The following is a 21,109-nucleotide window of genomic DNA, read 5'->3' on the forward strand; positions in this document are numbered from 1 at the left end:
GGTGCTTGGCGATCCCAGGGGAATTTTGAATGATTGAGGAGAATAGATAAGGCCGAGCTGGTGCTTGGCGATCCCAGGGGAATTTTGAATGATTGAGGAGAGTAGATAAGGCCAAGCTGGTGCTTGGCGATCCCAGGGGGAGTTTGAATGATTGAGGAGTGGTGATAAGGCCAAGCTGGTGCTTGGCGATCCCAGGATTGAGTGACAAGTGATTTGCTTCTTGATGAGAGGATATCCTAAGTCTGTGAGTACTATACCGACCAATACCAACTCGTTATGTTATAGCGATAGATTTCGGTGTTCTTAGGGTTCATTTTCTCCACCCAGTGCTCAGAGCCTTTTGAGGAAGGATCAAATAAAACACAGCGATTAAATAAAGGTGCAATACGAACTGGCGCATCATCTTCACCGATAAAGACCAACTCACCTCCATCTGCTTCAGCCCAATCTTTATTTAAGTACAATAACATGCAAACTTCCCTTCCCGGTGAGTCATCGGCGTGTTGCTCCACAAAATCCCTAGCACCTAAACGAAAGTAATTGGTATTTATAGCTGGATCTTCCACAGTAATGTCGGTTAATTGGACATTAAAGATACAGGATAAAACTGACATAAATTCATCCCCTCGCAAAAATGACAAAAAGTCCTGAGCATTATTGCCACTAAGCTCATCGCATTGCCAAATACCTCGCTGAACAAAGCGCTCATCTTTACTGGCTTGCTGCCATTGATTATCATCTACATATAAAGCCGAGTAAGTGTGCTTTTGTGTCTGCCAATAATCCTCTTGCTGTAAAATATTCACTACTTCATTCAGCTTGTCTTCATCAAATAAGCCATCAATCACGATATGATTGGGACAAGAATTTGATAAAGACTCTCGATACCTAGATAGAGCAGGAACGTTGACGCTCTCATCATTCAAGTACATAGAAACTACCATTTATATTTTTAGATAATCCCAAAGCAAGGAGGTAACTGAATACCCTATTGTAATTGAGCCGTAATTGATGCTACAACTTTTTGAGCCAGGAATGCGGAACCCGCAGTGTTGAAGTGAACATTTTTAGGCTTTTGTAAATCGCTTAATTTTGTATTTACGGCGCTATACAAATCATTTACTGTAATATCATTTTTCTGCATGATTGCGATTGCCACAGTATTATATTTACCGGCATCAATGGGGTCACGATAGGGTTTTACTCCCGCAGGAAAAGGTGTAGTTGTCGCGAAAATAAGCTTTGCATTTGTCGCTTTTAATTTTGAAACTAATAAAGTTAAGTTTTTTGTATATTGTGCTAAGTCAGCTTGTTGAGGGTCATTGGCCTCATTTGAGTTTTCACTCGTCCCCGCCACTTTAACTCGCTTTAAATCATGAAGTCCCCAATTAAAGTGAATGACATCCCATTGCGTATCTCCTATCCAAGAATCAAGTTTTTCGACACCTAGAGTTGTGCCCTGAGCATTTCCTGGATTATGGCTAATATTTGCTTTACCCTTTAATTTTTTACGAACAGTATTGGTATAGCCAATAGAAATGGAGTCACCAATAATTAACACCATCGGCAGACTGGGATCAACTTTGGATTTTTTCGATTTTCTCTTTTTTTTATTTTCCGCAGAACCTTCTTCGGGAACATAAGCCTTATCACTTGCCGCTTTAGGATTTGGCTTAGTCGCTGGTGCTGCAAATAGATTGAGGGCATTCAAACAAATAAAAATGGCAATATATAAACGATATAAACTCATGGAAATCCCTTGTGATTTTAATTATATTTTGAAATGGCTGCAATGTATTTTAATTATACTGATCTCTATTCAATAATCTTACAATATACAACACTCATCATTAATAAATCTAAGCATAGTTTATACATGCTGAATTACTTAGATTAACATATAATGCTTTACGGATGAATTCTTATCCAACAAGAATTCACCCATGGATAAAAATTACTTAAAACTCTTCACCAAATTTTTATCTTCTTTGAGTTCTTCACTCTCTTTATGTGTAAAGGGATAAGATTTTATGATCTCCAAAAGCATTGGCTGGGGTTTCATATCATTTTCTAAAAGAGTTTCAGTCAATTTCATGATGACTGGCTCATCAAAATACTGAAGTTGACGACCCAAGGCAAAGCTGAGCATGCGCTCACTAAAAGTTCTTGCAAAAGATGCTTTGCGTTTCACTAAAATCTTGCGTAATTCATGAGGATTTGAAAAAGCCTCTCCACTGGGGAGTACTCCATTGGAATCAATAGTATTCTTACCGTTCTTTTTACGATAGTTGCCAATAGGATCAAAGTTCTCGAGTCCAAAACCAATAGGGTCAATTTTATCGTGACAGGAGCGACAGTTTGGATCATCTCTATGCTTCTCTAATTCTTGACGTAAAGTCAACTTAGCTTTGCCTACTCCTGCACCTTCTGGCAAGGGAGGTATATTGGCTGGTGGTTCAGGAAGATGTTTACCTAAAAGACGCTCTAAGACCCATAAGCCACGATCTACAGGAGAAGTCCGAAGTGGTTGTGAAGTCGCTGTTAAAACGGCCGCCATACCCAATACACCACCACGGTTTTTATCTTTTATTTGAACCCGACGAAATTCATCTCCTACTACACCTTTGACTTTATAAAACTTTGCCAAATCTTCGTTCATATAGGTGTAATCAGAGTCAAGGATATCGAGAATTGATTTATTTTCAATAAGTATTGCCGAGATGAAATTTTCTGTCTCCGCCACCATATCATCCATCAGTTCGGGTGTGAACTGTTTATATTTTTTTGCATCAGGAGTTCGACTACGCCCCAAAGAAGTAAGCGTCAGCCACTGACTCGAAAAAAGCGAGGTGAATCTTTTAGCTTTCGGATCTTGTAGCATTCTCTTAAGTTGTGACTCCATAACTTGAGGATCACTTAATTTTCCTTTTGAGGCAAGGTTCATAAGCTCATCATCGGGTAGTGACATCCATAGGAAGTACGATAAACGAGAGGCTAATTTATAGTCACCCATTTTTTGGAGTCCTTCACGTGAAGATTCGATGCGATAAAGAAACTGAGGTGAGACTAAGACCGCAATAAAAGCACCTTTTAGCCCCTCTATATAACTTTTACGAAGCTTGTATTCAGAATCATAAATCTGCAATAATTTGCTCAATTCAAGATCTTTTACTGGACGACGATAAGCACGGCTGGCCAAGTTTTTGACGATAATCTCCGCAGCTTGCCGAGGAGATACATTAGTACTGGGTTTGGCAATATTAAGCTTCGCATAATCGGGCTTGTCTGGGAGCTTCAAATATTGTGCACGATGAATCCACTCGACTCCACCAGGGCCTTTCTTGGGATTTAATACTGGAGCAGCACTGCCTGAGGTGTCTGTTGCAGCGACCACTGCGACATCTGAAATATTCTTGTCTTTGACCGATTTTTCCTTTGCTGCTTTCTTGGTTTTACTTTTATCGACTTTAGGACTTTTTCCTCTTCCACGAGTGGGCATCGTACTCGCCAATAAACTACCTTCAGGATATTTATATAAAGGTCCCTCGATTTTTAGTTCAGAAATTCGCATCGCCACACTGCCTAGTGTTGGCTTTGGATACATTTGTTTCGGTTGGTAAATATCTCCTGTAGGTGATGCCTTCGCCAGTTCTTGCGGAACTTTAGAAGGGATCGCATTAAAACTGATCTGACGATTGCCTTCTTCCAAATAGAGTAAAATTTTGTAGTCACCAGAGAATTCATTTCGTGATTTTAACCATGTTGAACCTATTAGCTGATTATCGACTAAAACTTTTATGGCAACCATTGTCGTATTATTTGGTCGATAACCATGGGCGTCTATTGAGAGTTCATAAACTCCAGAAGTTTCAATCGTTTGATAGTAATATAATGTATCTTGATCACGATAGATAAAATAACCTAGATCATCGGACTTGGTACTTTCATCTGTATTAAAAAGCGTATTCGCTTTCTTACTCATGCTCAAAGGTTTTACTTTTTTTGAGGGAAAATACTTATTCACTAAATCTTCCGCAGCAACAAAATATTTATCCATTTGAGTAGCGGATAAAAACAGCCCATCGCGGTCATTATTAAATCCGCTTTCGCCGATTGCATCTTCATTGAATTTTTTTGAAGCATCATAATCCCACGCAAAGAGGTCTTGAATTGTGTAACGATACTCTTCTTTGGTCAGTCGTGGGATATTTACGTTGCCTGCATTTTTATACTTATTCCAATCAATATTCTTTAGTTGATAATCAAGCCAGTCAACTAATATCTGACGTTCTGCCTCGGTAGGAAAAGGTTTTTTTGTCGGCATTTCACCGGTGTGAACCTGTTCAATGGCTTTCTTCCAAATTTCAATATTCTGGGCAATTTGTGGATCATCTTCAAAGAGTTCGAAATCAATCCCACCTTTCTCATCCAAACTATCATGACATTTATAACAGTAATTATCTAATATAGGGACGATATCTTTTTGGTAAGTTAGATGACTCATATCCTTCGCTTGAAGCATAGAAGTGAGTCCGAACGTTAATAAAATATATTTATTCATACTTAAACTCCTTAGGCTAAAATATCGACTTTGCCAGTGCTATCGGCAAAACCTTTATTTTTAATTCCGTAGGCCTCAAGAACTGAACTCAATAGATTCGCATAAGGGGTTTTTGCTTTATCGGCTATACGCCCCTGAGTTTTCACTGCACCACCAGCACGACCTGCTAAAATGAGGGGCAAATCAGTTTTAATATGGCCATTGCCATCTTTCATACCCGCGCCAAAAAGAACTAAGGAATTATCTAAAAGGGTTTTATCTCCTTCTTTTACATTTTTCATTTTCGCTAGAACACGAGCTACTTTCTCAGCATGCCATTGCGATACTCGGGTATATTGATCGTAATTGCTCTCTTTATTTTTGTGATGGCTCATAGTATGATGATCAAGTGAAACACCATCTAGAAAAGTAAAGGATTTGCGACTAAAACCATGCCCCATCATAATGGTTCCAACATGGGTAGTTTCAGTCATAAAACCCAATACCATCAAGTCACAAAGTAAATCCATGTGCTCGTTACGATCACGTGGAATATCACTTCCCGGTCTTAGCATCGTCGTTTTACTTGATTTATTAGCTGGATTCATAAGGTTTTCAATTCGACGTTCAACTTCGCGAACTCCGCTAATGTATTCATCAAACTTCACACGATCCGCAGAACTAATGTTTTTACGTAAATCCTTCGCTTGCCCAAATACCGCATCAATAATACTCTTACGACGATTCATCAAATGACGCATTTCTGGCGTATCATAGGACTTGAACATGGAATCAAAAATGTTTTGCGGGTTGAGTTCAGGTGTAATCATTGTACTTACAGAACTCCACGAAACTGTACTGGCCATCACCTTACCACCGCGGGGCGGCTCCGTGCCGACCACCAAAGAAGGTAAGCGTGTATCTTGACCAATTTTTTGAGCGATCATTTGGTCAATCGAAGGCGTCTTTGCTTTATCTCTTGATACACCTGAAAGAAAGGAGTTGGTCATTTCGACATGGCCTTTACCACTTGAATCGAGACCAGAGATAATATTTATATCATCATCAAATGATTCGAAAGGTTTTAAAATAGGCGAATAAGCTAAGCCTTTACCAAGACCTGTCATATCCCAGTTGGGGGGATAAACGCCATTGGGCATAAACATGGAAAGAAAACGTTTGGGAGATTCTGAACTCACGGCTTCATCACCCATAACTTCTAAAGCGGGCAATGCCATACAGGCACCTAAACCTTTTAAAAATGTTCTACGGGGTATTTTCCAGTTCTTGCTCATATTTAGGCCTCTTGATTTTTAAATTCTTTATTAGTGGTACCGTACAAATAAATGAATCTTGAAGCTGCTTAATATTTTTTTGTATATTTTAATTTTTATACAGTTCTGTTTAATGTGTTTGATTTCTATATGCCTTGACTATAATAGAATATCTTTTAGTGTTATGAACTGACACTCTATATCAAAGGCTTAATAACATGTCTACGTCAAACGATCCATGGAAAACTCGCATCACCTTGCTTGAACGGATTAAACAAGCCAACAACCAAGACGCTTGGGAAGACTTTTGCACCTATTACCAGCAATATCTTTACAATATCTTACGACGAATGAATATGGACACCAGTGAAGCTGAAGATATTTCACAACTCGTACTGCTCAAAATGTGGAACAAACTGCCTTCCTTTGAGCTAGATAAAGATCGTGGTAAATTCAGATCTTGGCTCGCAACTGTTGTGAGGAATCAGGCTGCTGATTACATCAAAAAAAAGCACCGTGAAATCCCCCGCTTACAAAGTCCTTCTGAAGATGCTGCAGGGCTTTCCTTAAATTCTGATTTATCGCAAATCATTACCGAAGAATGGGAAAGTTACTTACTCAAAAAAGCATGGAATAACATCACTAATGAATTTGATCAAGTGACGCTGAAAGGTTTTGAAATGCTTTCTAAAGGTATGAATGTCGAGCTCATTGCTGAAGAACTTAAGGTTAAAACTTCAACTGTCTATGCTCATAAAAAACGAGTTAAAGATAGATTAAAAGTCGAAATACGGCGTTTGAAAAATGAACTCCTCTAAAGAACCTTCTCTCGAAGACAACTTTACCCAAAGCATTGATTTCCTAAAAGAATCATTGATGGAAGTTCATGAAGAAGAATCTCAGGAGGGTAAAACCTATACAAATATACTGACTCTTCTTCCACAATCTTTCAAAAACTACCGCGACATCAATCTTTTTGATGAGGGAGGAATGAAAGTCATTGAGAAAGCTTGGGATCCTTCGGGGAATCGCGAAGTAGCTATTGCTTCTATGAAAACTGATAGTGAGGACCTGAAACAAAAAATACTATTTATCAACGAAGCTTGGACGACGGGACGCATGGAGCACCCCAATATTGTCCCAGTCTATGAAGTCGCTATTAATGATCAACAAGCCCCCTACTTCTCGATGAAGATGCTTCGTGGTATGAACCTGCAAGATTGGTTAAAAAAACAATCTGAAAGTGCTCAAAAACAATCTATCCCATCCCTACTTGAAATCTTTAAAAAAATTATCGATGCAGTCGCCTATGCTCACTCCAAAGGAGTCGTTCATTTAGACTTGAAGCCCGCCAACATTCACGTTGGTGAGTTCGGGGAAATTTTGCTTATTGACTGGGGTTTAGCGCGTGTTTTCAACGCCAGCTTACTCAGCGAACAACAACTTAAGCTCCACGAGGCCATTGAACCCTATCTCCAAAGTCATTCCCGTGGTACACCCGACTATATGGCCCCTGAAAGTAGAGATGGAACATCGCCATCACCTCAAGCCGATATTTATTCACTTGGTATAATTTTGCGTTGCTTACTGACAAGCGCAATGCCACAAAGTGAAGCCTTTGACAACCTTAAAAAAGTACCCAAATCGATTCAATCAATTATCGGAAAAAGTAGTGCTACAAATCTTGAAGTTCGTTATAAGACCGTGGAAAGTTTAAATAACGATATCAACTCTTATTTGGATGGCTTTGCCAACTCTGCAGAAAGCCCTAGTACCATAACACACCTGCAGTTCTTTATTAAACGTCATAAACAGCTATGTCTTTTTGGCTTAATAGCCTCTTTCATAATACTCACACTCACACTCTATTCCTTTAGTGAAATCAAAGGAAGTGAAGCTATTGCCCTTGAAGAAACTGAGCGAACTAAACAAGCACTCGCAGATTTACAGCTAGAAACCTTAGAAAAAGATAAGCTCATTAAAAAGCTCGAGCCAGGAATTCTGATTGAGCAAAGGCGCTATGTCAACGATTTAGACTTCTCGGAAGCTCTACGCAGTATGGAATTCCTCATGAGAATGGATTCAAAGGACCCGGAAATCCTCTTTCGTTACGCACGCTTAAAATTTGCTACGCTTGAATTTGAAAAAGCTCAAGAGGTTTTCATTGAAGTTCAAAAACAAGACCCTAACTATCCGGATATAGCTCATTTTTTAGAAGCTAGCGATCATTTTTTAAAGCTGAGTCAACAAAGAGAATTAAATGATGATGATTACTTAAATCTCGCTTCCAATGTCAAACAAGGTACCGTCGCGCTTGCTCTTTTTGAAAAAGTTTATTCCACAAAAAATATTCATGAGCAAATTGAATTTTTTAAAAAGTTTATGGCCTCAAAATTTTCAAAGCAAGTTTATAGCATTCAAATTTTAGATAATCAAAATCTCGAAATTAAATTAAAAACTGCCAGTAAGTCCCTGAATATCCTCTGTGGCTTACCAGTAGAAAATTTGTATTTAGGACCTAATTCACAAGTCCAGAGTTCTCTTAATCATTTGACTAAACTTAAAAAATTAAGTATTTACAATGGGAAAGTGAATACTTTAAAAACTACTAGAAACTTGATTGAATTAATTATTGAACAATCAGAAACTTCCCCCAGTTTGTCTATTTCCCCACAAGATCATCCCCTTCTGAAAACCTTTAGTTTACGTGGGAGCAACTTAAATAAATGGCCTATTTTTCAAAATTTCCCTCACTTGGAAAGCCTTGATTTGAGAGAGACGAATTTCGAAAAATTTTCTTCCCTCTTGCATTCCAATAGTCTTAAAACAATCTATCTAACGGGCCCTATTCCCGAAGATCATTTAAAGCGACTCAACAAAAGAAAAGATATCGAAATCATTATTGAGTAAAGTAATTTGAAGCATTCCTCTCTATAATCACGGCTTATAAAAATACTACACATAATGGTGACTAACTCATTACCTTAGTTTATTTCTTGATCACTTATAGACATCCCCATTTTTAGCCTTAAGATGATGCTTGCGAGTCCTATACTTCTTCTCCGAGTTGGAGAAGTCATTGAGCCGACTGTGTAGGACTCGCAACTTCTCCCAAATCCTTAGACTAAAAAACTCTCATTTTTTCTTTTTCTTCTTAGGAGTCGGTGCAGGAAGATTGGCGATACTTTTAGCGGTCCATTCGACTACTGTATTATTTCCAGATAGGTAGTTATTCTTAACTAAGAAGGCATCCGCTTTCACAAGTACATCTTCAAATATTTTTCTACCGCCCTTTTGAATGTGAAAGAAGCCATGACCTGAGCCTTCATAAACATGAGTTTCACACTGATTTCCCGCTTCTACCATTTTTTTCTGAAAGGTGTTGATAACCTCAACTGAAGTAAGCTTATCATTATCCCCGAAGAATGTTATCGTTGGCGGAAGGCCAGATACAATATTATGGAAAGGTGAAATCTCTTTCCAGTACTCTGTTACGCGGTCATGACCATAGCCATCAGGACCATTGTCGTATACAGGATTTAATAGCATCAAGGCATTTGGCTTACAGGATACTGAACTTTCAGGCTTGGCATCAATTTTTGGACACATGGCGCAAGCTGCTGCAACATGGCCGCCTGCCGATCCTCCACCAACAATGATTTTATCCGGATCAATTCCTAATTCTTTTGCATGAGTACGCACATAGCGAATCGCTTCTTTGCCATCCTCTACACAATTTCTGGGAATTGCTTTATGACTAGCTTTCGTGCGGTATTGAGCCGAAATTGCCACTAAGCCTCTTGAAGCAAAATATTTACCGAAGCCATAAAATTGATCGGTATTACCCCCACTCCAGCCACCACCAAAGAAGAAAATAACACAGCCTTTATCTGCACGTTCTGAATTATCTGACGGCAGGAACATATCCAACTTCAAAGGCTTTCCTTCAGTTGGTTTGGAGAATATTACTGTCTTATCTGGTGTATATCCCAAGGTCCAGGAATATTTCTCCACCTTAGTCTTTTTCTTGGGTGCGGCAAATAATTCATTTGTTGCTAGAGTGTGACTAAAAACAAAAATCATCGCGATCAATGCAGTTGTGAGAGGTTTTTTCATTAGAGTTCCTGGTTTGGTTAACTATTTAATTTTTCAGCTTCTAGGGGCGACGCCTGAGCACACATCTTTTTCCCATTGACGATAAAGTTTAAGCATGTGCTCAACTTGTTTTACATTGGATTTACTGAGATCATTTTTTTCTGCTTTATCTTTCTCTAGGTCAAATAACTCTAGCTTCCCCTTGTGGCTCATTAGTTTCCAATGAGCTTCTCGCACAGCAAAATCTTTTCCCTTTTTCCAAAACAAGTTACGTTGAGCTAAGGCTTTATTTTTAAGCAGCAGTGAACTCAAATCTACACCATCTAAGTTCTTTATATCTTGCTCTCCTGCAAGAGTCATCAAAGTCGGCATAAAATCCATCGTCATCACTGGATCTGTGATTGTTTGATTCGCTTCTATTTTACCGGGCCAGAGGAATAGTGCCGGCACGCGGTGACCGCCTTCATAGAAAGTATTCTTTGTACCACGAAAAGGAGCGTTCGACGATCCGTATTTGCCAGTACCGCCATTGTCTGAGCAAAAAATGATTAAAGTCTTTGTATCGAGCTTCAAGTCTTTTACCTTCTTCAATATTCGACCAATCTCGGCATCCATTGATGCCATCATATCTTTATAAGCACGTTCTTTATCGTCTACTGCGCCATAGATTGGTTCGGGATTGCCAGGCGTACGGTAAGCGCCATCATTAGGCCCTTGATACGGATAGTGAGGTCCACCATGAGCTAAATACAAAAAGAAAGGCTTCTCTTGATTCTGCTCTATAAAATCAATACCATAATCTGTAATAATTTCCGTTAAATAACCTGGCGTCTTTACTTTTTTATCCCGTATCCACCAATCCTCATGCCCTACTTGGTCGATATGACTAAAGTAATCAATATTGCCACTCACAAAACCTTTAAAATGATCAAAGCCCTGATGAACGGGATTAAATTTGGGATCATAGCCCAAATGCCATTTACCAAACATCGCGGTACTATAGCCACGAGCTTTCAAGGCCTCTGCCATCGTCAACTCTTTTAAATCGAGTCCTGTATGGCGATGTCCCACCGCTGTGACGACGCCCTCAATTCCCGAACGATTCTGATATCTACCGGTCATTAAAGCTGCTCGAGTAGGTGAACAAACCGCGCCATTGGAATGAAAGTCAGTGAGTAAGGCACCGTCTTTTGCCATCTTATCTAAATGAGGGGTTTTGAAATCTTTATGGCCGGTACAAGACAATTCACCATAGCCCATATCATCGGCCATGATTAGGATGATATTTGGTTTTTCTTTCGCGCTTAGAGCAAAAGAGCAGCACAAAAGAAGTAGATATTTAAACATTGTTCACCCTTGGTTTTTATGCACATAATATTTGTACGTTTATCTAACATTAAGATAAATCCCTAGTCGCCTGGTCAAGGAATGGCAATTCCTTGCTGGGGGAGGTCGAGGGGGACAGCGTCCATCTCGTGTGCGGAGCACAATGACCTTTCATCTGTTTAATCGTAATATTTTTTATTCGCATGATTCACTAATAGCAGTTCTCCTAAAAGTTCTTAATCTAAAACGCGTATGACTCCAGAACTTCGGTAGCGTACCGTGCCCGCTTTATTTTCGATTTTTTTATGGGATTCTGATTTTAAAAACTGCCCGAGTGGAATCGTGATTTTGTCTTTGTATTCCTCTATGGGTAAAACTTTTACATCGTACTCAAGTCGATAGTTCGCTGCTTCATAAGTATCAAAACGAAAATCATATTGTGTTTTATGCTTGAGACTAAAGAAGACATAATCTGCTCCTGCACTACGATCAAAAATCGCCATTCCCGAGGAGGACACATGATCATCACGCACTAGCTCCACACCATTCTTTAAGAGACGTACTCCACTGACTTCCGCCATTGCATAACCGCGACGATGAAAAATCTCAAAACTCGGGTGATTATTTTTTACAAATTCGCTTACGTCAAGGCTCAAACTTCGGGTCTCGTGAAAAGCCACTTCACTTGAATCCCAAGCACCGATGATTTTGCCTTTAAATTGCTCACGTATTGATTGCCACTTCTTTTTCAAAAGCGGAAACTGAAGTAGCTTTTGCTCGAGTTCAGCACTCAATTCTTGACGTATTTGGGCTAAAATCTTATCATCCTCATGAGCATAAAGAGGAGATAGTTCTTCAGGGTCATTATCAATATCAATTAAGTAGTCATCTGGGTAGTACTTATAATTTTTATTGCGCACATAAAGTGAGGCATTATCAATTCTCATACTTACGGATGGATAAAAAGCTAATTGATAATCTTTACTTGTGGGCTTGCCTTTAAGATCTCCTAAAAAACTAAATCCGTGATTATCGTATTGTTTTGGAACCGTAATATTTGCGCTCTCCGCAAGTGTTGGCAAAATATCCGTAAAATCCACCAGTCGATCACAGACCTTGGCTTCTTTGTTGCCCATACGTGCGATAAGCGGAACCCAATTACCCGCACGCTTATTGCCCATACTCTTACCACCATACACCTGACTACCATCCTTCAGTGTATTCATAAGCCCTGGGTAAGTTCCGTTATCGGCAGTGAAGATAATGAGTGTATTATCGTAAATTCCTTGCTGCTTTAAATGATCAATTACTTTGCCCACCAATTTATCGGTATAAGCAACCATATCGCGGAAATTACTATCCCAATCACGACTCTGAAGATCGCGACTATCTGGAGTAGGGACAAAAGGGAAATGAGCGAGTACCATAGGATAATACGCCAAGAATGGTTTCTTCTTGTCAGCTGAAATAAATTCTAATAGTTTTTGATTAAGAATATCAGGACCAAAATCCTTCGATCCATATTCTTTGATCTCATCATTGGTCGTGAGTGTCGGCTTCCAAAAGCGGCTCTTTCCAAGTGATTTATCCTCCAAGTAATTATGAAGACAATGCTCATCAAAGCCAAATTCTGCGACAGAGCCTTTATCCGAACTCAATTGCCACTTGCCAAAAATGCCTGTGCGATAGCCTTGTGTTTTAAGTAATTGCGCAAAAGTTTTACTGCCTTTATCTAAGCGTCCAAATTTTGTGTAGTTCGCAAAAGTATGACGTCCGGTCATGATTTTTACGCGTGAAGGTGTGCAAATAGGCGTCGATTCACAATTAGTAAATAAGACGGATTCTTCTGCTAACTTTTGAATTTGTGGCGTTAAATTCTCTTTTGATCCATAATTATTGTAAAATTCTCGTCCGGTATCATCTACCATAATAAGTAGGATATTTGGCGCTTGCTTTGCGGAGAGCGCAAAGCTCGCCCACAAAACGAAGAAACAAAAGCTTTGTACTTTCATTTATTTGATTCCGTCTACTTTTACATTCTGATTTTCTTGACGTGCTAGCTTAGCTGAAAGTTCAGCAAAACCTTCGGGAAGAAAAGGCGTTTCACCTGTATTCTTTTGGGCTTTACCTGGAGTACTACGGCCATCTTGAATATATTTCTGCATCAAAGCCGTCAAGCGATCGACTATATGTGGATAAGAACTGAAAATATTATTCGTTTCAGCTGGATCAGATTTTAAATTATAGAGCTGTATCACGGGCAAGCCCTGAGATTTTGCCATTTCTGGAGTCAGGTCACTCTTCGGCCAACCACCAGAACCTGCACAAAAAATCAACTTCCAGTCACCCTGGCGAATAGCAAATGAGCCATTGATTGAATGATGTACGGTCGCAGGTCTTTTAAAATCCCAAGGCTTCTGCATAAGCAAGGCTAAGGTAGAATAGGAATCTTCACCCGCATTAATCGGCAAAGTACTTCCCACTACATCTGCTAATGTTGCCAACATATCTGTCGTACAAATAGTTTGATCACAAATAGAACCCGCTTTGACTCCGCCGTTTGGCCAGCTCACAATATAAGGAACGCGATGACCACCCTCAAATATATCTGCTTTACGACCACGAAAACCGTTACTCGAAAAATGTCCCGCGTTATTAATTGTCGTCATATCAGCACGTGGTGAAATGCCATTATCAGCGGTGAATACCAAGAGCGTATTATCGTAGATGCCCGTGCTTTTCAGTGTCTTAATCAATTCACCTACATGAGCATCAATTTGTAAGATAAAATCGCCATAGGCATTGATACCGCTCATCCCTTGAAACTTCTTAATGGGTAATATCGGTGTATGTGGTGATGGCAAAGGTAGGTAGAGGAAAAAGGGCTTTTCAGCCTGAGCATTTTTCTTGATAAACTGATTCGCGCGACGGAAAAAATTGGGCGTCACATCTTCGATATCAAAATCACCCGCCATGGGTCCAGCGCGCCAAAGACGTTCGCCCTCTTCTCCCTTGCGCTCAGTTATTTCTAAATTTGTTACTTTGCCATTCTCAACATAGAGATAGGGGGGGATATCGAGTGAACTAGGAATCGCATAATAGTATTCAAAGCCGTGTACATCAGGACCATTTTTCACACCTTTGGCATAATCAATTTTAGTTCCCGGAGTGTAACCCCAATAAAGCGGATCAATCTTAACGCTATCCGGATGAAAACTAAAGTCCCAACCAAGATGCCATTTGCCGATCATTCCGGTATGGTAGCCATTTTCTTTCAGCATAGAGGCTAAAGTCATGCGACCAGGTTTAATCAGCGAAGGTGATGTCCCTCCAATCACACTACGCTTCAAATGTGTTCTCCAGGCATAGCGCCCCGTGAGCACACCATAGCGAGTCGGCGTACATACTGCAGAGTTGGTGTGAGCATCTGTAAACATCATGCCGTTTGCCGCCAACGAATCTATATGGGGAGTATGTATTTTCGATGATGAATTAAAACAGCTGACATCGCCTTGCCCCATATCATCCATTAGCACATAAATAATATTAGGTTTTGGTGCTGCGCTAAGGTTTAAAGTCATTAAACCTGCTACTGCCATTATGATTTTATTGAAGCTCATTAATTTTTATCCTTGTTTTCAATACAAATTATTTCTTTCATCGTATGAGTGTATAGCCTTCCTTTCGAGTAAGCAAAAGTACTTAAGGTCCAAGTCTTGTTGGCTTCTCCTAAATCATTAACTGCCACTAAGGCTTCCCCATTTTTAAAAGGCTTAGTCGTATCAATCACGTAAACCGTGCCAGTAACGACTGGAATAATCAAATGCTTGCCCACAAGGATAGGGCTTGCTGAGCACATGTGACCAAAACCCGCTGAGTTATGGCCTTTAGCACCAACTTCTAAACCTTTTTGATTGACTGGAATATTTTTTACTTTTTTTATGCTCGCAATATATTTATCTTCTTGAGCACTTTTGGGGCTCGCGATGAGTTGTGCGGGAAGTGCCAAGTATTCGACTGAGCCGGTTTTGATATTTACTTTTCCTAAATAAGGAGCTCCAAAAGACAAGAAATAATAATCATTGCCTACCAAAATCTCGGTATTGTAAGTAATGTTCCTCTTACCTTTGTTGGCTTTAATCGTTTCTTGTTTTCCCTCTTGCTCCTTGCGGTGAACCATAACGTCATTGATGAAGTCGACTTTTCTTATCAATTCACCAGAATCAGTACTTAATACCTGGCACTCATTTCCGACTAATACCGGAATGAAATCTTGATTCCAATGCACATTCGACATGGTGAAAAGACCATTGATTTTTTTTGACCAAATCTCTTGTCCTTCTTTGCCTTTCGCTAAGCTCATCAAAGTAATGCCTGTTGGTTTTTCAACTGGAGCATGAGGACCTCCGCGTTGTTGAACCACCGCTTGGGTGCCATCTTTTAGCGTATTGAGCACCGGGTTACAATGGACAACTGTGCCGGTTTTTTCACGCCACAAAACTTTTCCAGTATTCTTATCTATACCATGAATATAAGTCCAAAATCCTTTGTCTTTAGCCGCTTCGGCTTTCCCTTTATTATCTTTTTTGTCAATACTTGTGAACTCTTCCTTTTTATCAGCCATTTCAACATAGAGGATTGTATCCCCCACAAAAAAAGGTTCCGCTTGACGATTCTTGTGCATATAACGCGGCACAAAGTCTCGCACCCATTGCTCATTGCCTTCCATGTCGTAACAGGCCATCCGTCCACAGCGATTAAAAAACCAAACTTTTTCTCCATCACATAAGGGAGCAAAAACAGTCGCATCGGAAAAACCATTGGCAATATCAATGATTACTGAACCAGGGAGATCTTTTGTCCACAGGACTTCTCCCGTTTCAGCATCCATACAGTACGCAATAATATCTCTGACCGAACTTTTCTCTTTAATATTATCTATCGGCTTATGGATAGTCGTGAAGACTTTATTTCCCCAGATTGTGACCGCTGCTTGCCCCGCTTCAGGCATAGGTGTGCGCCATTTAATATTTTCATTGCGTACCGCACTCCATTTCAAGGGTGCTTCGCCTTGCACTTGGTAATTAGCATTGGGACCAGAAGCTTGTGGCCAATGCTGTCCAAAAGAACTCAAACTTAAACTCGCTAAAATAATCAATTTACTGAAGTTCATATAGCTATCCATTAATTTTTTGTACTCTACATCACTGGTGGTACTTAATAAAATAAGAAATCTTGAAGCTACTGATGTTTTTTGTGTATTAAAAATATTATAAGAACCCTCTCCAAAATCCCTCAAAGTATGTAACGATTCGAGCGTACACTAATTCTCATTTATATTCACTATACTTACAGTTTTATATAAGTAGCTAATACGAACACTTCGCCAATACATGACTTCTACTTGATAAATAATACTCCGTCATCCTTCAACTATTCCTTTTTATCCGTCCCCGATGGCAGCCGGGCCCGTGTGGCAACACCTGCCTAATGAGTGGGAACTTAAGCACATGCCGAAGGTATGTAGTAGGGTAGCCACCGGATTTATCCGGTGGGTATTGTTAAAAAAATGATATTCATGCCGAAGGTATGAAGGAAACGCTCTGCAGCGTACCTTCGGCACGCACGACGCTGTTATTCAAACACCACGGACTTACGTCCATGGCTACATTCCTAAGCTCTTCGAGCTCAAACATCTCTTAAGTTCCCACTCATTAAACACCTCTCCGCCGGAGTGAGGCGGATTAATCCCCCTTTTTTTTGTTTAAAGCCTTGGGACACCGTCCCCTTCCCTGCAAGCTGTGCCCACCTTGAGAGGCGAGTAAAAAATTACTCATCCCCCTTCAGCTCTTCCTTTTATCCGTCCACGGTGGCAGCCGGGCCCGTGTGGCAACACCTCCCCGCCGGAGTGAGGTGGATCCCCCCAAACAAAATAGTATTTTTTATCAAAATATTATTCATAAGCTGTGGAAACCGATCCTCTACTCGGCCTAGATCAGTTTATCATCACCCTTTCCATAGTGAGTCATTTTTCTATTTTTCTATTGAATCAACAGCTTTTCGAACTTATTCTCCAAGAATTTCCATTCAGAAAATAAACTTTCCGTATTATTATTTTTCAAAAAAATTACTACTGAAGCTATTAACCCCCCACCATGAAATTGTATTTACTTGCATGTTTATTTGAGAAATTTGTAACAATGGGGGCTTTTGTCTTGTTATTATATGTATAGATAATTTATATACGGAGAATAATATGAGTAAATTTCAAAAACGATTCCTCACACTTAAAAAAATATATTTAAAGAGCTCAAGCCTACTTGTCGGTACTAAAGCCTAAATAACAAAATTTTACCATGAGTCTAAAATAAGGAATTCGACGCTACCTTCGTAGGGTTTCTTTATATAATTCATACAGACACGAAAATACCGTGCTCTGTACAAACAGATGCTATCGCTCTAACACTGCACCATAATTGTCCGTTTAAAAAACGTGATTAGAGCTTTTTTTATTGTGGGCAAACATCTATTTACTCAATTCCAAGTTTTGTATCAATATTTATTACACACTGTCGATTCTTATAGTCATGTCATTTCAAATGACTCTAAGCTTTCTATTAATTGGGCACAAATAGTGAATAAATCGTGTGGTTATATACACATATACTCAATATTAAATGAAATAATAAAAACATAAACCATTGAAAACAATATATATATATACAAAACAATGACTTAGGATCACATTCTTCTTTACTTCTCCTTAATATAAAATAAGGAGTTTAAAATGAAAGCAAAATTCACACTGATCGAGTTGATCGTCGTTGTTGCGATTATAGGCATAGTAGCCAGTTTAATATTACCTACACTAGGCAAAGCTAGGAACAAAGCTCACCAAGCCAATTGTAAGAGTAAACTAAAGCAAGCCACTATGGCCAATTTCATGTATGCAGATGATAATAATTCCAGGATTTTTGAAAGCACAAATGGCCAAACAAAGTGGAATAAAAGTTTGTTTGAATCTGCTTATTTAAGTGGAGCCAATAAAAGTGATAAGCATCCATTTCACTGCCCTAAAGGCGTTGCTTTCAATTGGAACTATGAAACTAATTATGCGATGAACTACAAACTAAGCTTTAAAAGTTCCACATATTCACCCATACCTCTTGAAAGTACAAATGGATCTTCCACTCTTATGCTCATTGATGCTTACAATAAATCAAATATTCTATGGCGAAATCATATCAAAGGTTCTACAGGTATAAACAAAGTCATCAATGCCAGTTCTGAGATGAAAATGGCGAGGCATGACAATAAGTTGAACCTCACATATCTCGATGGTCATCTGGAATCTATTTCTGATACCGGAATTCTACTGATTGGTAACACACTAAAAACCACTGATGAATTTTGGACTCCCTAAAACCCACCTTAGCTAATACACTCAACTTTAAATAAAAAGTAGATATTATTTATTAGTCTGATTTGTAAGTGGGTGCTTTTTCTTTTATTGTCTTACTAGAAGATTTTTAAAAGACAAATTTGGTGAGCACATGAAAGTCATCCTCGCAGAAAAACCCTCGGTCGCACGGGATATTGCTCGAGTACTCGGTGCTCGCAGTAAAAAAGATGGCTATATAGAGGGCAATGGCTATTTAGTTACATGGGCCTTTGGTCATCTTGTTCAGCTGCAAAACCCCGACGCTTATGATGCCTCACTCAAAAAGTGGACTTTAGCTCCCCTGCCCTTTATTCCTGGTTCTTTTAAACTGGAAATATCTTCCATGAAAGGAGTCAAAAAGCAATTCAACACGATTAAAAAACTCTTTTCTAGTGCCACTGAAATCATCTGTGCCACTGATGCGGGACGCGAAGGTGAATTAATCTTTCGCTACATTGCTCAGCTCTGTCATGTCAAAAACAAGCCCTCAAAACGCCTATGGATCAATAGCCTTACAGATAGTGCCATCCAGCAAGGTTTTGCCAACTTAAAACCCTTGAAGCAATTTGATGCTTTAGCTGATGCCGCACGTTGCCGCTCTGAAGCGGACTGGATCATTGGTCTCAATGCCACTCGAGCCTACACAGTGAAACACAGTCATGGTCGAGGCGTGCTTAGTGTGGGACGTGTACAAACGCCCGTCTTGGCGATGATAGTCAATCGCGACCAGGCAATACGCCAATTCAAAGCTGAGAACTACTGGGAACTTTGGACTCTTTATCGCCAAGTTAAATTTAAGCATCAACGAGATCGTTTTAGTAAAAATGAAGAAGCTCAAGAAATATTTAATCGGGTCATTAATCAGCCCCTACAAATCACCGATCTAAGTGAGAAAAAAACGACTCAAAGAGCCCCACAACTTTTTGATTTAACGGAACTCCAGCGAGTGATGAATCGCAAAGCTGGCTTACCAGCAGTAAAAACTCTCGCTATTGCGCAAAAACTCTACGAGAGCAAGCTCATCTCCTACCCCAGAACTGATAGTCGCTACCTAAGTGATGATATCTACCCCACCTGTGGTAAGATCCTTGAGAAACTCAGCGCTAATAAAACCAAAGAGATTGCGCTACTCGACCTAAATAATTTAGCTAAGCAACGCAATTATTTCAATAGTTCTAAAGTCAGTGATCACCACGCAATCATCCCCACTGGGCATAGTACTGCGTCTTTGGATAGCAATGAACTTCGTGTATACGATGAAATTGTCACTCGTTTTATTGCCATTTTTTATCCTCCCTGTGAAAAAGCACATACGACTGTAAGTGCCATGGTGGCCGAAGAGACTTTCAAAGCCAAGGGTACTACCATCCTAACAGAAGGCTGGCTCGCTCTTTATGGTGGTGGAAAAAAACAAGATAATGACGAGCAAATTCTTCCTGTTTTTCAAGTGGGTGAATCAGGCCCCCATCAAGCTGAAATCAAACAATGCCAAACTAAGCCTCCCAAGCATTTCAACGAATCATCTTTACTCAGTGCGATGGAGACCGCCGGCAAAGAAATAGATGACGAAGAACTCAAAGAAGCCATGAAGGATCGAGGTCTAGGCACTGCTGCCACCCGCGCTAATATTATCGAAACTTTAGTGAAACGCGATTACATAAGCAAATCAAAACGTCAGCTTCTAGCCACCGACAAAGGTGAAGACCTGATTCGTTTACTCTCGGCCCAAAAGACTCTTACTTCGCCTGATCTCACTGGTGATTGGGAAAATAAACTCAAGTTAATGGAAAAAGGCCAACTGAGTGCCAAAGACTTTATGCAAGAAGTCAGTTCCTACGCCGAACAAATTATCGGCACCCTCAATTCCAAAGAAATGGATAAAAGCATGGGCTTCGGCCCCTGTCCTTTATGCAGTAGTCCCGTGATTAAAGGAAAGACTGGCTATGGGTGCTCCGCTTGGAAAACGGGTTGTCAATTTCGTTTTCACGCCGAACAATTTGGTTCGAAAATTAAAGATGATGATGTTCCTGTATTACTCAGTGCTGGGCGTCTCAATCGCCCGCGAAAACTTACTGACGCCACAGGAAATGAGCTCAGTGCCTACATCACTCTGGATAAGCAAGGACAAATGGGTCTACTGAGGCGTGAAGAAAAAATTAATGCCGATGCGATTGGCTCTTGTCCTCTATGCCGGGGCAATGTCATGGATAAACACAAAGGCTATAGTTGCGATAGCTGCGACTTTGTTATCTGGAAGAAAATTGCCGGGCGAAATACTTCCCTAGCGCTCGCACAAGTTCTAATCAATAAGGGCCGCAGCCAAGAACTCAAAGGTTTTAGATCAAAAGCAGGCAAACGCTTCAGCGCCGCACTCGTCCTAAAAGACGGAAAAGTTGAATTCAATTTCAAATCTTAATTCCTAGATCAATAAGA

General features: G+C 39.9%; 13 protein-coding genes. 4 read left to right on the forward strand and 9 right to left on the reverse strand.

Going from position 1 to position 21,109, the window contains the following annotated elements; translation table 11 throughout:
* Positions 1-251: 251 nt before the first annotated feature.
* The 4 genes from PQO03_RS18195 to PQO03_RS18210 all read right to left on the reverse strand — a co-directional run bounded on the left by PQO03_RS18195 (position 252) and on the right by PQO03_RS18210 (position 5,835).
* Positions 252-932 (reverse strand): 2OG-Fe(II) oxygenase, encoded by a 681-nt coding sequence (locus PQO03_RS18195; RefSeq protein ID WP_274152346.1) that lies wholly within the window; start codon positions 930-932, stop codon positions 252-254.
* 56 nt (positions 933-988) lie between these two features.
* Positions 989-1,750: an SGNH/GDSL hydrolase family protein gene (locus tag PQO03_RS18200; protein ID WP_274152348.1), complete on the reverse strand. Its 762-nt coding sequence runs from the start codon at positions 1,748-1,750 to the stop codon at positions 989-991.
* Positions 1,751-1,954: 204 nt separating this feature from the next.
* Complete coding sequence (locus PQO03_RS18205) at positions 1,955-4,561, reverse strand: DUF1592 domain-containing protein (RefSeq protein ID WP_274152349.1); 2,607 nt, start codon at positions 4,559-4,561, stop codon at positions 1,955-1,957.
* A gap of 11 nt (positions 4,562-4,572) precedes the next feature.
* Entirely contained in the window at positions 4,573-5,835 is a 1,263-nt protein-coding gene (locus tag PQO03_RS18210; RefSeq protein WP_274152351.1) for a DUF1552 domain-containing protein, read from the reverse strand.
* A gap of 197 nt (positions 5,836-6,032) precedes the next feature.
* On the opposite strand from PQO03_RS18210, the gene PQO03_RS18215 reads away from it, so the two are divergent.
* Both PQO03_RS18215 and PQO03_RS18220 read left to right on the forward strand, forming a co-directional pair.
* Complete coding sequence (locus PQO03_RS18215; protein ID WP_274152352.1) at positions 6,033-6,632, forward strand: RNA polymerase sigma factor; 600 nt, start codon at positions 6,033-6,035, stop codon at positions 6,630-6,632.
* Positions 6,619-8,724 carry a protein kinase domain-containing protein gene (locus tag PQO03_RS18220; protein ID WP_274152354.1) on the forward strand — a complete coding sequence of 702 codons (2,106 nt, stop codon included), beginning with the start codon at positions 6,619-6,621 and terminating at the stop codon, positions 8,722-8,724. The genes PQO03_RS18215 and PQO03_RS18220 overlap by 14 nt, the downstream gene beginning before the upstream one ends.
* A gap of 225 nt (positions 8,725-8,949) precedes the next feature.
* Here the strand turns inward: PQO03_RS18220 and PQO03_RS18225 are convergent, their stop codons facing one another.
* From PQO03_RS18225 to PQO03_RS18245, 5 genes are all read right to left on the reverse strand, one after another.
* Positions 8,950-9,930: an alpha/beta hydrolase gene (locus PQO03_RS18225; RefSeq protein WP_274152356.1), complete on the reverse strand. Its 981-nt coding sequence runs from the start codon at positions 9,928-9,930 to the stop codon at positions 8,950-8,952.
* A gap of 33 nt (positions 9,931-9,963) precedes the next feature.
* Positions 9,964-11,256 carry a sulfatase-like hydrolase/transferase gene (locus tag PQO03_RS18230; protein WP_274152358.1) on the reverse strand — a complete coding sequence of 431 codons (1,293 nt, stop codon included), beginning with the start codon at positions 11,254-11,256 and terminating at the stop codon, positions 9,964-9,966.
* Positions 11,257-11,471: 215 nt separating this feature from the next.
* Complete coding sequence (locus PQO03_RS18235) at positions 11,472-13,247, reverse strand: sulfatase-like hydrolase/transferase (RefSeq protein WP_274152359.1); 1,776 nt, start codon at positions 13,245-13,247, stop codon at positions 11,472-11,474.
* Positions 13,248-14,855, reverse strand: coding sequence for a sulfatase family protein (locus tag PQO03_RS18240; RefSeq protein ID WP_274152361.1), 1,608 nt, complete (start codon positions 14,853-14,855; stop codon positions 13,248-13,250).
* Positions 14,855-16,408 (reverse strand): outer membrane protein assembly factor BamB family protein, encoded by a 1,554-nt coding sequence (locus PQO03_RS18245; RefSeq protein ID WP_274152363.1) that lies wholly within the window; start codon positions 16,406-16,408, stop codon positions 14,855-14,857. The genes PQO03_RS18240 and PQO03_RS18245 overlap by 1 nt, the downstream gene beginning before the upstream one ends.
* A gap of 1,614 nt (positions 16,409-18,022) precedes the next feature.
* On the opposite strand from PQO03_RS18245, the gene PQO03_RS18250 reads away from it, so the two are divergent.
* Together PQO03_RS18250 and PQO03_RS18255 are read left to right on the forward strand one after the other, a co-directional pair.
* Positions 18,023-18,658, forward strand: coding sequence for a type II secretion system protein (locus tag PQO03_RS18250; protein ID WP_274152364.1), 636 nt, complete (start codon positions 18,023-18,025; stop codon positions 18,656-18,658).
* A 130-nt stretch (positions 18,659-18,788) separates the two neighbouring features.
* Entirely contained in the window at positions 18,789-21,092 is a 2,304-nt protein-coding gene (locus tag PQO03_RS18255; RefSeq protein ID WP_274152365.1) for a type IA DNA topoisomerase, read from the forward strand.
* Positions 21,093-21,109 lie beyond the last annotated feature (17 nt).

This window comes from Lentisphaera profundi (assembly GCF_028728065.1).
In the GTDB taxonomy this organism is placed as follows: Bacteria; Verrucomicrobiota; Lentisphaeria; order Lentisphaerales; family Lentisphaeraceae; genus Lentisphaera; species Lentisphaera profundi.